The sequence below is a fragment of the Enterococcus sp. LJL99 genome (assembly GCF_054871725.1).
The window spans coordinates 16,054-30,684 of record NZ_JBTXLT010000010.1 but is presented as its reverse complement, the minus strand read 5'-3'; the positions used below and the strand labels follow the sequence as shown (position 1 = coordinate 30,684).

At 33.6% G+C, this 14,631-nt stretch carries 15 protein-coding genes; 1 reads left to right on the top strand and 14 read right to left on the bottom strand.

Features of this window, described 5'->3' with window-relative positions:
- Positions 1-51 precede the first annotated feature (51 nt).
- The 8 genes from aroF to ACYSNW_RS13895 form a co-directional block, all read right to left on the bottom strand.
- Complete coding sequence (gene aroF, locus ACYSNW_RS13930; protein ID WP_461745466.1) at positions 52-1,074, bottom strand: 3-deoxy-7-phosphoheptulonate synthase; 1,023 nt, start codon at positions 1,072-1,074, stop codon at positions 52-54.
- A 43-nt stretch (positions 1,075-1,117) separates the two neighbouring features.
- Positions 1,118-1,987 (bottom strand): shikimate dehydrogenase, encoded by an 870-nt coding sequence (aroE, locus tag ACYSNW_RS13925; protein WP_461745464.1) that lies wholly within the window; start codon positions 1,985-1,987, stop codon positions 1,118-1,120.
- A gap of 576 nt (positions 1,988-2,563) precedes the next feature.
- Positions 2,564-2,959, bottom strand: coding sequence for an HIT family protein (locus ACYSNW_RS13920; protein WP_461745462.1), 396 nt, complete (start codon positions 2,957-2,959; stop codon positions 2,564-2,566).
- 97 nt (positions 2,960-3,056) lie between these two features.
- Positions 3,057-3,509, bottom strand: a complete 453-nt coding sequence (locus tag ACYSNW_RS13915) for a hypothetical protein (RefSeq protein ID WP_461745460.1) — start codon at positions 3,507-3,509, stop codon at positions 3,057-3,059.
- A gap of 77 nt (positions 3,510-3,586) precedes the next feature.
- Positions 3,587-3,958: a thioesterase family protein gene (locus tag ACYSNW_RS13910; protein WP_461745458.1), complete on the bottom strand. Its 372-nt coding sequence runs from the start codon at positions 3,956-3,958 to the stop codon at positions 3,587-3,589.
- Positions 3,959-3,961: 3 nt separating this feature from the next.
- Positions 3,962-5,173, bottom strand: coding sequence for a CCA tRNA nucleotidyltransferase (locus ACYSNW_RS13905; RefSeq protein WP_461745456.1), 1,212 nt, complete (start codon positions 5,171-5,173; stop codon positions 3,962-3,964).
- A complete protein-coding gene (dapB, locus tag ACYSNW_RS13900; RefSeq protein WP_461745454.1) occupies positions 5,170-5,958 on the bottom strand; it encodes a 4-hydroxy-tetrahydrodipicolinate reductase in 789 nt (262 codons plus the stop codon). The genes ACYSNW_RS13905 and dapB overlap by 4 nt, the downstream gene beginning before the upstream one ends.
- Positions 5,951-6,298 (bottom strand): nucleotide pyrophosphohydrolase, encoded by a 348-nt coding sequence (locus ACYSNW_RS13895; RefSeq protein WP_461745453.1) that lies wholly within the window; start codon positions 6,296-6,298, stop codon positions 5,951-5,953. The genes dapB and ACYSNW_RS13895 overlap by 8 nt, the downstream gene beginning before the upstream one ends.
- A 112-nt stretch (positions 6,299-6,410) precedes the next feature.
- Between ACYSNW_RS13895 and ACYSNW_RS13890 the strand changes: the two genes are divergently transcribed.
- Complete coding sequence (locus ACYSNW_RS13890) at positions 6,411-7,292, top strand: YitT family protein (RefSeq protein WP_461745452.1); 882 nt, start codon at positions 6,411-6,413, stop codon at positions 7,290-7,292.
- A gap of 116 nt (positions 7,293-7,408) precedes the next feature.
- On the opposite strand, the gene ACYSNW_RS13885 is transcribed toward ACYSNW_RS13890, so the two are convergent.
- The 6 genes from ACYSNW_RS13885 to rpsA all read right to left on the bottom strand — a co-directional run bounded on the left by ACYSNW_RS13885 (position 7,409) and on the right by rpsA (position 14,556).
- Entirely contained in the window at positions 7,409-7,963 is a 555-nt protein-coding gene (locus tag ACYSNW_RS13885; protein WP_461745450.1) for a ReoY family proteolytic degradation factor, read from the bottom strand.
- A gap of 10 nt (positions 7,964-7,973) precedes the next feature.
- Positions 7,974-9,230, bottom strand: a complete 1,257-nt coding sequence (locus tag ACYSNW_RS13880; protein WP_461745448.1) for a tetratricopeptide repeat protein — start codon at positions 9,228-9,230, stop codon at positions 7,974-7,976.
- Between the two features lie 8 nt (positions 9,231-9,238).
- Positions 9,239-10,288, bottom strand: a complete 1,050-nt coding sequence (locus tag ACYSNW_RS13875; protein ID WP_461745447.1) for a hypothetical protein — start codon at positions 10,286-10,288, stop codon at positions 9,239-9,241.
- A gap of 731 nt (positions 10,289-11,019) precedes the next feature.
- Complete coding sequence (locus tag ACYSNW_RS13870) at positions 11,020-11,295, bottom strand: HU family DNA-binding protein (RefSeq protein ID WP_461745445.1); 276 nt, start codon at positions 11,293-11,295, stop codon at positions 11,020-11,022.
- A gap of 251 nt (positions 11,296-11,546) precedes the next feature.
- Positions 11,547-12,857, bottom strand: a complete 1,311-nt coding sequence (gene der / locus ACYSNW_RS13865) for a ribosome biogenesis GTPase Der (RefSeq protein WP_461745443.1) — start codon at positions 12,855-12,857, stop codon at positions 11,547-11,549.
- Positions 12,858-13,350: 493 nt separating this feature from the next.
- Complete coding sequence (rpsA, locus tag ACYSNW_RS13860; RefSeq protein ID WP_461745441.1) at positions 13,351-14,556, bottom strand: 30S ribosomal protein S1; 1,206 nt, start codon at positions 14,554-14,556, stop codon at positions 13,351-13,353.
- Positions 14,557-14,631 lie beyond the last annotated feature (75 nt).

The window sequence follows — 14,631 nt, the reverse complement described above, 5'->3', positions numbered from 1 at the left end:
TAAACTTTATATTATACGTTTCCTCTTATCCTTCGTTCCATTTATTTCTACTTAATCTAATGCGTTAATTTCCTGCATTGCTTTTTCAATAATATTGACTTCTTTCATCATACGTATGTATGTTTTCTCATTCAGTGATTGAGGACCGTCTGACCATGCATTGATCGGATCTGGATGAATTTCTACAATCAGTCCATCTGCTCCTGCAGCAACTCCTGCTCTAGCCATTTGTGGAACTAAATCCCAAATACCTACACCATGACTTGGATCAACAATGATTGGGAAATGACTTAATTTTTTGATTAATGGTACGGCACTTAAATCCAATGTATTTCTAGTTGCTGTTTCGTAGGTACGAATTCCACGCTCAATAAAAATCACATTGAAGTTACCTTGAGCAGCAATGTATTCAGCAGCATTTAACCACTCATCAATTGTACCAGAAATACCACGTTTTAGACCAATTGGTTTACCAGTTTTTCCTACAGCTTGTAATAATTTAAAGTTTTGCATATTTCTTGCACCAATTTGTAGAATATCACTGTAAGCAGCTACCATATCGATATGTGCTTCATCCATGACTTCTGTGATGACTTGCATACCTAATTCATCGGCTGCTTGACGGATATATTTTAATCCTTCTTCTTCTAATCCTTGAAAAGCGTAAGGAGAAGTTCTTGGTTTAAATGCTCCACCACGTAAAACTGTTGCGCCACCTTCTTTAGCAATGCGCGCGCATTCTCTGATTTGATCCAAACTTTCAATTGAACAAGGACCCGCCATTGTTGTTAATGATCCATCACCAATTTTCACGCCATTAACATCTACAATTGTATTTTCTGGATGAAATTCTCTACTTGTCAATTTGTAGGTTAAAGAAATTCGAACGGCTTTTTCAACCCCATCGTAACTGTTAAAAGCTACATCCTGCATTTTTCTTGTGTCACCAACTAAACCAATAATTGTTTGTTCTTTTCCTTCACTTAAATGTACTTCAAGTCCTTCACTTTCCACACGATTAATAACTGATTTAATTTGGTCCTTTGTTGCTTCTGGTTTCATGATTACGATCATTAGTAGTTGCTCCTCTATTTTAAGTTTTTTTTAGTTTATATTTTTAGTTATTTTCGATGATTGGTTTCACAATATCGATTGGCATTTCTTGTCCTGTCCACAATTTGAAAGCCGCTGCGCCTTGATATAACAACATACCCAGACCATTATTTGTTTTAGCGCCACGCAGTCTTGCTTGTTTTAAAAATTCTGTTTCTCTTGGATTGTAAATCACATCGCATACAGCCAAATCTGGACGGATGATGGAAAAATCTTGGATTGGTGTTTTATCTTGCATCGGTTTCATACCAACACCCGTTGCATTTAATAAAAGCGCACTCTCAGCAACATCCGCTGCTAATTTTGTTTCATCAGCTAAATCATTCAACTGAATTTTACATGGCGTATTATCAGCAATATACGTCAATTTTTCTTGTATTGTTTCATAGAATTCATCCTTGCGATTGTAAACTGCGATTTCCTTCACCCCATCTAACGCCGCTTGAACAATAATGGCCGTTGCTGCTCCGCCTGCTCCAATAATCGTCATTTTCTTGCCGATTACATTTACATCAATGTCATCTAAACTTCTCATAAATCCTGTTCCATCAGTAATATGTCCAGTAAGTTTACCGTTATCGTTGGTAATTGTATTGATTGCACCAACTAATTTTGCCGCTTCACTTAATTCATCCATTGATTCAAGTGCCAACATTTTATTCGGCATAGATAAATTCGCTCCAAGCATTTCTAAATTTTTAATTGATTCAATTGCCTGTCCTAATCCGTCATTGCCTACTTCAAAAGCAAGATAGACCGCATCAATCCCTAATGCTTGAAAAGCGGTATTTTGAATCATTGGCGAAACACTATGACGAATAGGTGTTGCAAATAGTCCGACTAAACCTGTATGTCCCGTGATTTTGTTTTCCATTTTTGTTCTTCCTCCTAATTTTTTTGATCCATTCTTCTTTGTTTTAAACTTAGATAGAATGATTCTTGCTTCATTTTTTAACAAAAAAGGTGTTCACGTAAATTTTTTAGAAAAATCTACAGTGAACACCTCATGTAAAAAGGAACTAAAAAAGCCACTATAGATTTTCTAATCTACGCGGCTGAAAGTCATCTCAAAATTCCCTAGCCATCATAGATACAAACGTTTTAGTCTGCACCCATAATGATATATGAATACAAACTCATCTAAAATAGCTAAAGTAATAATTATTCAGTTGTATAGGGTTTTGCTTCATGTTTAACATATGAATCACTCCAACACTGATATTTAAGAATGATATAAGTATAAACCTAGAAAAACGCGCTGTCAATAGTTTTTTTATCCATCAGGCAAAAAGTCTCTTGGTTATTAGCATTCTTTCAAAGAAATTCAATGAATCTCGTGCTAAGCCAAGCGCTATAAAGTCTTAAAAAGATCCGATGAACTAGATTAATGTTAAGAACAATTTATCTTTTCATAATTTATTATTCGCTGATTTGTTATTTAAAAAAACTCTTAATCCTCGTTTAATGTTTTGACTATCGTCGTTTTAGCTAGTTTATGTTGAACAACCTTTTGATTCGACCAAAAATCATCCTCAGCATATCTAGGAACCATATGTACATGAAAATGAGTTCCTTCATCCATCGTTTTACCATTATTTTGAATTATCGAAACACCTAGAAGCGGAAAATTTTTTTCTAGTTTCCTCGTCAATGTTTGTTCCAAAGTAACTAGCTCCAATAGGTATTCTTTTGATAATTCCGTAAGATTAGTCAGATGTTTTTTTGAAATAATTAACAAATGACCATCTTGAATAGGATCTATGTCAAAAACAACGTTAAAATTATCCGTTTCAAAGAGTATTTGCTCTGGTTTTATTTCATTACAAAATATACACTTATTTCCCAACCTTTTTCCCCCTTTTTAAATAAAAAACGACTGTCCTAACAAAAAATCGTTAACTGACAGTCGTTTTCATTACCTGATTCATGATACGTACTCTATTTTATAATTCTTCTCCATAAACATCTTCAACTGTTTGCCCAGGGTCGATTACAATATACAGGCTTTTTGATTTTTCACTGATTTTGGTAGATTGATACACGTTATCCAAACCTTCATCAGTCTTATCTTTGTATGGGAAATAAACTAAATCTGGTGTACCATTTTTATACAAGATTTCCATTCTTTCAATATCTTGATATTTTAGCGCACGGGCAAACATTCCTAATTCTAATCCACCTAAATTAATATCATGTGTTTGAACGTGATCACCCTCTTGGAAAATTTCAATTTTAAAGCCTTCACAAGGGTGGATTTCCATAAATTCGCTTCCATGGATTCGACCAAAACTAGTAGATATTTGTTTAATCCAAAGGTCTCCAATATAACGGCGACCGATTGTCCAAGTTTCACCATTTCTAAAATAAAATTTTAAGCCAGTCATTTCTCTACTCATAGTGATATTCTCCTTACTAAATAATTTCTATCATAATTAGTTTAGCACAACTTAAGCCATTGGTCACAATAAATGCCCTAGTTGGATTTACCAAGTTTCGTTAAAAATAACTCTGTTAAAACTACGACTCTTTGATGCTTCCCAGTAGCAACAAGTTGCTCATTTTCAAACACGTCAAAAGAAAAATCAATTTTGGCTTTTTCTTTTGATGAAACTGAAATTTCAACAACTATCTCAGTTCCAATAGGTGAAGGTTTCAGATGCTTCGCTTCAATAAAAGAACCAACACTTGTTTCTGCAGCAGCTAATTCTTTTTGCAAATATTCTTTCGCTGTATTCTCAACCATTGCTATCATAGCGGGAGTTGCAAGTACTTCTAAATCACCAGAACCAATTTTTTCAGCTGTTTTATCGGCTGTTACTATAAATTTTTTCGAAAAAGAAATCATTTTTTACTCCTTTGCCATTCTATTATTTACGTACAAAAGCAATGTTTGTTTTTGATTCTCAACCTGACTATTGATTACAGCTGCTTCTATTTCTTCAATTAAGTCGCCTACCCATTTTCCAGGTGCTAAATTTGTGTTTTCAAGCAAATCTTTACCTGTCACAGCTAGTTGACCTCTATTTTTGATTGGTAATCGATCATATAACTGATGCGCTTCCTCAAGCCTACTCTCTTCGCCGAAATACTGCAACATATTTTCAATCGCAAGTGTTGCATCTAACCCTAAAAAATAAACATCTGCTAATTGCCAATCACGAGTCAGTCGAATATTCAAGCCATAAAGCAGCTGTTGAACTGAATGAATCAAACGATTAGATAATTTCCATGCTTTTAGAAAGTTTTGCGTGTCTTTTTCTGAGATGTTTAGCGTTTTAAGTAGCAAGGTCCAAGCTTGTGTGACATCAGTAATTCGGATAGATGGTAATGCTGAAAATCGTAATAAGCCTTCTCCGTGCCTACGCAACTCTGGACAATATTGATAGCATTCTGTTTCGATAAATGGAATAAAACCCGCACATCGATTTTGTCCTAGTAATAATTTTTCAAATTCAATCGAAATACGTTCAACAGAAATTTTTTCAAGTAATGAATGAAAGGTTTCAATTGCTAAAATCGTATTTTCTTCAATCGAAAAATTTAATTGGCTGGCAAAGCGTAATCCACGCATCATTCTTAAGGCATCTTCATGAAAACGTTCTTTAGGATTTCCCACAGCTCTAATTATTTTATGATTTAAATCATAAATGCCATCAAATAAGTCAACGATTTCACCATTGATATCCATTGCAAGGGCATTAATTGTAAAATCGCGCCGTTTTAAATCCTCTTTTAATGAACGGACAAAAGTCACTTCATCTGGTCTTCTAAAATCTTGATAAGTAGATTCTGTCCGAAACGTCGTGATTTCATATTGCTCTTCCCCATCCAAAACAAGGACAGTTCCGTGTTCAATCCCAACATCAACCGTTCGAGGAAAAATAGTCTTTATTTCTTCTGGGTAAGCACTTGTAGCGATATCTACATCATGAATTTCTTTTCCCAACAAAACATCTCTAACACTTCCACCGACAAAATAGGCTTCAAAACCACTCGCTTCCAAACGCTTGATGACCGATTCGGCTTTAAGAAATTCACTAGGAATGTTAGCTAATTTCATAATAGGTTTTCCAGCCCATAAACAAGTTCAGTTAAATTGACCACTTTTTCGCAACCTAAAGCAACGCCAGTCATAAACGAACTACGATCGTAAGAATCATGCCTAATCGTTAAGCCTTCACCTAAACCACCAAATTGAACTTGTTGATGGGCAATCAGACCTGGCAAACGTACACTATGAATTCTCATACCTTCAAAATCCGCTCCTCGAGCTCCCGCAATCAATTCTTTTTCTTCCGAATGACCTTGCTGTTTTGCTTGACGAACTTCACTCATCATTTCAGCAGTTTTCAACGCTGTTCCGCTTGGCGCATCCAATTTGTTATCATGGTGCAATTCAATAATTTCAACATTCGGAAAATAGGCTGCTGCTTTTTGGGCAAACTGCATCATCAAGACCGCTCCTACCGCAAAATTCGGTGCAATCAAACCACCAACTTTTAACTCTTTCGATAAATTAGTTAATTCTTCTAACTGATTTTCAGTTAATCCAGTAGTTCCTACTACAGGTGACATATGATTTTCAATCGCAAATTTCGTGTTTTCATAAGCAACGCTAGGAATCGTAAAATCAATCCAAACATCTGCCTTAGCAGTTGTTGTTGCTTCTTTACTTTTAAAAATTGGCACATTCACATCTGTAAATTCAGGTAATTCATTTAAATTATTTTTTTCTTCAAAAGGGTCTAATACACCAACTAGATTGAAATTTTCATGGTTCAAGACCATTTTAGTAGATGTATGTCCCATTTTCCCTTTAAAACCTGCCACTAAAATATTAATCATTACTTTGTTCATCCTTTCTCTCAAAACGGTATTTATCACGCTGATTAAATTTTTCCATATTTTTATTAAACGCCTCAGTTAAATCAATATCTAAAGAATTGGCCATAATCATGGTCACAAATAATACATCTCCAAGTTCTTCTGAGACTGTTTTAGGTTGTTCATCTTTTTTCTTTTGCTTCTCTCCATAGTAGTGATTAATTTCTCTAGCAAGTTCGCCCACTTCTTCTGTTAAACGAGCCATTTGACTAAGCGGAGAGAAATAGCCTGCTTTAAATTGTTGAATATAATCGTCCACTTCTTGTTGCATTGAATAAAGCGATTGGTTTTGTTTTTCCACTTCCCCACCTCTTTCATGTTATATCTTATCAAAATCTAAGCAATCTGCAAAGGTTCTACTTGTTGTTTTATTTACGGAATGATAAAGTAAAGCTTGGATAGAAGGTGAAAAAATGGAAGATAAACGTTTTTATATCAAAGATATTTTGTTTATACTAGCAGGAACTTGCTTATATGCATTCGGTTTAGTAACATTTAACATCGCTAATGAATTAGCAGAAGGCGGTGTTACAGGGATTACGTTGATTCTTAGGGCATTATTTCAGATTAATCCCGCTTATTCAACACTACTAATCAATATTCCTTTGATTTTGATTGGCGGTAAAATTTTAGGTAAAAACTCTTTTTATTATACAATCTTAGGGACCATTTCTCTTTCAGTCTTTTTATGGGTATGGCAATTATTTCCAGTAGTTATAGATCTCGATCATGATTTACTGATAGCATCTTTACTTGCTGGATTAGCCGCAGGATTAGGCAGTGGACTGGTCTATCGCGCTGGTGGAACAACTGGTGGTACAGATATTATTGCTCGCATCTTAGAAAAAAATTATGGGATAAGTATGGGGCGGTCACTGTTGATTTTTGATGTTTTCGTTCTTGTTCTCTCACTTAGTTATATTGATTTAAAACGAATGATGTATACATTGATTGTTTCATTTGTATTTAGTCGAGTTGTTGATTCAGTAATTGATGGAGCCTATGCTGCCAAAGGGATTCTAATCATTTCAGATCAATCAGAAGAAATCAGCACCGCAATTATGACGTTTTTGGAACGAGGAGTGACTTATTTACATGGTGAAGGTGGTTATTCAAACGTAGATAAAAAAATTATTTACGTTGTTGTTAGCCCAAGTGAAATCGTTGAAATCAAACGACTAGTTCATGATTCTGACCCCAAAGCCTTTCTTTCTGTAATCAATGTCCACGAAGCAATTGGTGAAGGGTTTACTTACTCTAAACCAAATAAAAACATCTTCAAAAAAAGAAAATAAAAGAAATTCATAAAATGATCGATAATGGTAAACTAGAGAATCCTCACAATTCTAGCGTATCTTTCATTTTATGAATTTCTTTTTATTGACTTTTTAAATACAACTAAATTGAAAACTTAGATGTTTGTTTTTTTTTCTTTTTTGAATTGATTTAATTCATCTGAAAGCTTTAAAAAACCGTCTTGATCTTTATTCTCTAACGCTAAATCAATTTCTGAATATAGTAAATCGATTTTTGCTTGTTTTTCTTCTTGATTGAAAAATTCGTTTATCCGTTCTAAAACGTCTTCACTGATTTGTTCATTCCATTTAGCATAAGGATTATCTTCTAAAATAGATAAATATTGACTATTTTGCCAAGAATCTTCAAAAATACATTCCAAATATAGGTCTTTTTTCCAGTTCATACGTATCTCATGAAATACTTGATCAGTATCAGTAAATTCTTTCCCTGCCAAAAAAAGACTAATTGGATTCTCATCTGTTCCAGCCGAAGCAACTCTGACTCCTCGATCCGTTTTATCTGCTTGTTCAACAAAATGTACATTATTCAAAATAGCTTCATGGTTAATCAAATAATTAAGAATCCATAAAATTTCCCTTTGACTAAACGAAACATTATTGACCAACCAAACTAAAAAATCTTTTTTATCGGATACATTGATAAACATTTGCCCACCTCTATTCTTCTTCGATTGCATCTATTAACGATTGTATCTCAGGGTCTCCAGGTTCGTGATGTAAATAATGTTCCAAAATACTTTTAGCCTCTGCCAACCGTCCTTCTTCTCTCAAGAAAATACCATACTCTTTCAAGAAATCAGGTTCATGATTTAATTCTTGATATGCTTGTTCAAAATGAACTTTTGCTAAATCAAAGTTTTCCAACGCATTGTATGCTTGAGCTAAATTCCATTCCGCATAAGGATGTCCTTGTTCTTCCATTTGGCCAACAGCCGCAATCACCTCTTCATAACGTTCTTCATCTACATACAAGTTACTAAGAGTTAATAACGTCTCATCTTTTCTATCTCCGATTTCTAACCCTTGTTTCAACAAATTTTCAGCAGCTAAAACATCATGCAATCGATAAGCATTTTCTGAAGCCAAATGATAAAGCTCTATTTGATAAGGATTTTCTTTCAATCCTTCAGCTAATATCTCTTTTGCTTGTTCAATTTCCTCTTCTTCATGCAAAGCTTCGGCTAACGAAATATACAAAGATTGATAATGAGGATTTAATGCTCGTAACTGCTGTAGCAAAGCAATGGCTTTTTGATTTTCTTTTAACTGTAAATAAGTAAACGCCAATTGGAACAAACGATCGTCTGTTTGTTCTTCATTTAGAGCTTTTTCTAAAAACGGAATTGCTGTTTCAAAATCACCCATCATACTATAACAACTACCTAATCGCTCATAAATAGATACAGCTGAGATAGTTAAAACATTATCTGCAACTAATTTTTGATAACATTCAACCGCTTTCGTAAATTGATTATTTACAAAGTAAAGTTCTGCCAAAGCAAAAAGAATCAATGGTTCCTGCGGTAAAAGTTTTTGCGCCTCTTTCAATTTTGCTTCACTTACTTCTGGAATGCCAATAACTTGATATAAATCGGCACTGACTAACAAACTTTGAACATAACTTTCATTTTCCTTTGAAACCTTTTCTAATAATTCAAAAGCTTCATCGATTTGGTTATTTTCAATTGCTATTTCAGCCAGAGGTAAATTTAATCCTTGTGCCTCAGGATACAACTCAAGTAAATGAATAAAGACTTTTTTCGCTTCTTCTAAAAAACCTAAACTTAGCAATTCTTCGCCTAAATCGGCTAATAAATCATCATTATCATTGCGTAATGCTTCAATCAACATTAATTGAGCTTCCGCTAAATTTTCATTATGTAATGCTTCTAGCATTTTTTCACTATATGTCATATCACTTCTCAACCCTCTCTAATTTCACTTAAAATCAAGTAGTAATTTTCAATTGTTTCTATCAGTTCGACAGCTGTTGGTTTCTTGCTAGTCTCAATGATACCGACTTCTTTTAAAACAGAAGGTCCTTCATCATTAGCTGCACATATCATAATGTTCTCAACATAATCACTTATCAAAATCTGTTCTGGAAAGTCGATTGGATACCCTAAATGAATTAACCAAACTAAAAAATTCCTATATTGAAAAGAAAATTGATTAACTCTTTGTGACCACAGTAATTGTAATAAACAACCTAACAACTTTTTCATGGGATCAGACAATAGATGGCCACTATCTGTTTTTAAAAATGCTTTTTCAAATATTGAACCAAATCGATCAATTTCATCCCCTTCAGCTGCAAAAAAATCGGTCAATTCATTGATCATACCATTGAAAGACTGCTGTCTCAACTTATTTTTATCATTAAAATTTATATATAACATTCTTAAGAAATCATGACTACAAACCAAACCACAACGAATAAATACTAAAAAATCAACTAGCTTCCCTTCACCACGATCATTCGTCAATGTATGGTCATAAATAATTTGATCAGACAAAATTTTTACTGTTAAAACAAACTCACGTTGTCTTTCGATTTGAGCATTTGGTAATAAGGTCTGCGCAAACGCTCGAATCGATAAGGGTAAAAGCCAACAATTAGAAGTAACCGGTGTTGTTTTGTGAAGAAAGCTGGTTAACTTCATTACTCCTTCATTTCCAATTCCTAAAAAAAGAAAGTCTTCTAATTTATTAAAATCAGTCAAAAACGTAAGCAAACTTTCTAACTCAGACAAATTATTACAATGACTATCATTTTTGCAAATATACCAATCCAACTCTTGATCAGTACCAAACAATTGGACTAATTTATCGGAAAATAAATCATAATATCGTTGATTAGTAAGTAAAATCAAATGTTTTTCTTTATATTCTTTTTTTTCAAGCCATGAGGCGAATGTTTCTCCATATGTAATAACTGTTTGTTGTTGCTTCTTCGTATAAGTTAATTCCATTTAATTAAATCTCCTTAACTTGATTCTATCGACTACTTCTTTCTCTAAGTCTAGCATAAAACCTACAAAACAGCGACTTGAATATCTAACTGTATTCATATAATAATTCTAATTTTTTTATGATAATATATAAATTTTAAAAAAACAAAAATAATAACTTATCAAAAAAATTAATTGCTCCTATATTATCTATTATACAAGAATAACAATCCGTGAATAAGATATAAAATAACTATATTTTTTTTAATAATTAAAGTAAATTTGATTTAATTATAACAAACTTTTCTTTATCAAAAAAGATTTTGTTGTCTTTTTCACTTACTTTTTCATGCTCTCTTCATATTTACCGTTTTTTGTCTGCCAAATAAACTCAAAATCATATTAATACACAAAATAGTAAAGATTGTTTAAAATAGATATTGTAGTGGTAATTAGATAATCGATAGACTACATAAAAAAAATCATCCTGTCACTAATCTATCGAAAAAAGGAGGTTTTATTGTTGATTGATGAAGAATTAGCGTTAATGATTCCGTGGGCATTAGGTGCTCTTCTAGCAATTATAGCAATTGTGATTTTTATAAAACAATTGAGAAAAAAGAAATAATCATTTATTGAATAATTTAGAAAAAAAGCAGGCGCCTAATTGGCAACTCAAATTTTTGATTTATGATTTCTAAGAAAGAAACAAGCAAAAAACCCTTGACTAATCAAGGGTTTTTTTAACTGTCTTATTTAACAGCATCTTTCAACGCTTTACCTGGTTTAAATGCAGGGACTTTACTTGCAGCGATTTGAATTTCTTTACCAGTTTGTGGGTTACGACCTTTACGAGCAGCGCGTTCGCGTACTTCAAAGTTACCAAAACCGATTAATTGAACTTTTTCACCTTTAGCAAGAGAGTCTTGGATTGTTGAAAAAACAGCATCTACTGCTGCAGTTGCGTCTTTTTTAGTTAAACCAGTTGAAGATGCAACGTTTTCGATTAATTCTGCTTTATTTGCCATGGATTATTTCACCTCCTCCATAAGGGATAAGATACCTGACTAGGCATCAATTTCATGTTGATTTTTGAGTGGTCCAAAAATCAACATACAAATATTGTTTTTTGATCAATATTCATTTAACACGATATCATAGGAAACTAGTAATAGCAAGGGTTTTAATACTATTTAACTAGATTTCAACAAAAAAAGTGCTTTTTTTAAAGATCGTATAAAAATCATTTGAACATTCTAAACTAGTGTGGTAAAATACATTATTTTCGTCTTCTTGGAATAATTTTAATTGGTGTTCCTTCAAATGTAAAAGCTTTACGAATTTGATTTTCTAAGAAACGCGCATAAGAGAAATGCATCAATTCTTCTTCATTCACAAAAATAACAAATGTCGGCGGTTTGATTGCTACTTGCGTTGCATAAAAAATCTTTAATCGCTTACCTTTATCAGTTGGTGTTGGATTAATAGCAATCGCATCCATAACAACATCGTTTAACAATGCAGATGGAACTCTTAAGGTTTGATTCATACTTACTGTTTCAATTAGTTCTGGTAATTTGTTCAAACGTTGTTTCGTAATCGCTGAAACAAAAATAATCGGTGCATAATCTAAATATTGGAATTCATCACGAATTTTTTGTTCAAAATCACGCATGGTATTGGTTTCTTTCTCAACAGTATCCCATTTGTTAACCACTATAACGATTCCTCGACCGGCTTCATGAGCGTATCCAGCGATTTTCTTATCTTGTTCACGAATACCTTCTTCCGCATTTAAAACCATTAAAACAATGTCTGAGCGCTCTATAGCACGCATGGCACGCATCACACTATATTTTTCAGTACTTTCATATACTTTCCCACGCTTACGCATTCCTGCTGTATCAATCATCAAGAACTTTTGTCCTTCTTCTGATTCAAAATAAGTATCAATCGCATCTCTAGTCGTTCCTTCTATGTCAGAAACAATCACTCGATCCTCACCTAAAATAGCGTTAATCAAAGAAGATTTCCCTACATTAGGACGACCAATCAAACTGAATTTGATTGTATCTTCATCATCTTCTTCAATTTCAGTAGAAAAATGTTTGACAGCTTCATCTAATACGTCACCGATTCCTAAACCATGACTTCCTGAAATCGGAAAGGGCTCTCCTAAACCTAACGAATAAAATTCATAAATTTCATTTCTCATTTCAGGATTATCCACTTTATTGACCGCTAAAATAACCGGTTTTTTACTTTTATACAAAATTTTCGCTACAAATTCATCTGCATCTGTGACCCCTTCACGCCCACTGGCAATAAAGATAATCACATCTGCCTCTTCAATAGCGATTTCTGCTTGATATTTAATTTGTTCCATAAAAGGTTCATCACTTAAATCGATTCCTCCAGTATCAATAATACTGAATTCTCGTCCTAACCATTCCCCAGTGGCATAAATACGATCTCTAGTTACGCCAGGCGTATCTTCCACAATAGAGATTCTTTCACCAGCGATACGGTTAAAAATAGTCGATTTGCCTACGTTAGGTCTCCCGACTATTGCAATTGTTGGATTTGCCATTTAAACTACCTCCTTGACAATTTTCAATCTTTATCAGTTTACCTAATGCTTGCTTAATATGCAAGGGAAACTCGCCAATAACTATAAATTGTTTATTATTCAGTAAAAGGAGTTATTAATTTAGAAAAAAATCCGGTTTTTTTAGAAAATTAGAGCGAAAAACATTGATTGAAATCAGTATAGTACCGATTTAGGAATTCAGTAGTTTGCAATTTATCGTAAAAAAAGTATTTTGGTAGAATGAAAAGTGGTCAGATAAATTTTCTTAGTTTATAAGGCCCACTTTTGTTTTATCTCTTAGAACCGAACAAACGGTGGTGCAAAAGCAGCTCCTACGGAAATAAGCTGAAATTGTTGTAAAACACAGTGAATGAAATGAGCTGATGTTGCACAATACCTACTCGGTTCTCGGAGCTAACCACTTTTGTCTTAGTCACTAAAAAAACTGTTACATAGTGAATTTACTATGTAACAGTTTTAAAAACAAATTATTTTATTCTGAGTCTTGATCTTTTAACGCTTCACCTAAAATATCACCCATAGTAAACCCAGTATTTTCTTCAGGAAGTTCATATTCTTGAACTTCTTCAGGTTCTTCTTTAGATTCAGGTTTTGCTTCTAAGGCTTTAATACTTAATGCAATTCGTTGTTCTGTTGGATTAATTTCTAATACCTTCACTTGAATCGCATCTCCTTCATGTAACACTTCATGAGGCGTAGCGATATGTTTGTGAGAAATTTGTGAAATATGAACTAGACCTTCTACTCCTGGGAATACTTCAACAAAGGCACCAAAACTAGTTAAACGTTTGATGACTCCGTCAAGAATTGCGCCAACAGCTGCTTTTTCTTCAATATCTGTCCACGGTCCAGGCAATGTTTCTTTAATAGAAAGAGACACACGATCTTCATCTGGTTTAATCGACAAAATTTTCACGTTGACAACATCACCAACAGATAATACATCGCTTGGTTTAGCAACATGCTGGTGTGCAATTTCAGAAACGTGGACTAATCCATCAATTCCACCTAAATCTACAAACGCACCAAAATCAGTTAAACGAGCAACTTTCCCTTCAACTACATCGCCATCTTTTAACGTTTCTAATATTTCTTTTTTCTTCGTTGCTTTTTCTACTTCTACAACAGCTTTATGAGATAAAATCAAGCGATTTTCAGAAGGTTCGATTTCGATAATCTTAACTGATAATGTTTGATCTTTATATGCAGAAAAATCATCTACAAAATGTTCTTCGACCATTGAAGCTGGGATAAAACCACGAACACCAACATCAACAACTAAACCGCCTTTGACTACATTTGTTACAGGTGCTTCTAATATTTTCCCTGATTGGAAATCTTGTTCAATTTCTTCCCAAACTTTTTTAGCATCTAAACGACGTTTTGATAATAAGTAACTACCATTTTCTTTGTCTTTACCAATAGAAGTGATAACTACTAAATCTAAAATATCGCCAACTTTTACTAATTCATTGATATCTTCAACTTGAGTTGTTGATAATTCTTTAGCAGGAACTACCCCCTCAACTCCAGCCCCTTCAATACCTACGATGACTTGTTTATCTTCAACGGCAAGAACTTCTCCTTTGACGATGTCACCGACATTTACTTCTTGAACACTGTTCATTGCATCTTCCATTGTTTCACTGTTACTTTGCACTTGTTTTTCTTCTGTCATGACCTACATATCCTCCTATACCAACAAAATTAGTTAAAGACTAACATACTTACTTATATAGTACGGGATTTAGCG

Excerpts from the sequence above, each read along its gene's own strand:
- aroF (WP_461745466.1), bottom strand. The coding sequence starts at position 1,074 with ATGATCGTAATCATGAAACCAGAAGCAACAAAGGACCAAATTAAATCA.
- aroE (WP_461745464.1), bottom strand. The coding sequence starts at position 1,987 with ATGGAAAACAAAATCACGGGACATACAGGTTTAGTCGGACTATTTGCA.
- ACYSNW_RS13915 (WP_461745460.1), bottom strand. The coding sequence starts at position 3,509 with ATGAGTAGAGAAATGACTGGCTTAAAATTTTATTTTAGAAATGGTGAA.
- ACYSNW_RS13910 (WP_461745458.1), bottom strand. The coding sequence starts at position 3,958 with ATGATTTCTTTTTCGAAAAAATTTATAGTAACAGCCGATAAAACAGCT.
- ACYSNW_RS13905 (WP_461745456.1), bottom strand. The coding sequence starts at position 5,173 with ATGAAATTAGCTAACATTCCTAGTGAATTTCTTAAAGCCGAATCGGTC.
- dapB (WP_461745454.1), bottom strand. The coding sequence starts at position 5,958 with ATGATTAATATTTTAGTGGCAGGTTTTAAAGGGAAAATGGGACATACA.
- ACYSNW_RS13890 (WP_461745452.1), top strand. The coding sequence starts at position 6,411 with ATGGAAGATAAACGTTTTTATATCAAAGATATTTTGTTTATACTAGCA.
- ACYSNW_RS13885 (WP_461745450.1), bottom strand. The coding sequence starts at position 7,963 with ATGTTTATCAATGTATCCGATAAAAAAGATTTTTTAGTTTGGTTGGTC.
- ACYSNW_RS13880 (WP_461745448.1), bottom strand. The coding sequence starts at position 9,230 with ATGACATATAGTGAAAAAATGCTAGAAGCATTACATAATGAAAATTTA.
- ACYSNW_RS13875 (WP_461745447.1), bottom strand. The coding sequence starts at position 10,288 with ATGGAATTAACTTATACGAAGAAGCAACAACAAACAGTTATTACATAT.
- ACYSNW_RS13870 (WP_461745445.1), bottom strand. The coding sequence starts at position 11,295 with ATGGCAAATAAAGCAGAATTAATCGAAAACGTTGCATCTTCAACTGGT.
- der (WP_461745443.1), bottom strand. The coding sequence starts at position 12,857 with ATGGCAAATCCAACAATTGCAATAGTCGGGAGACCTAACGTAGGCAAA.
- rpsA (WP_461745441.1), bottom strand. The coding sequence starts at position 14,556 with ATGACAGAAGAAAAACAAGTGCAAAGTAACAGTGAAACAATGGAAGAT.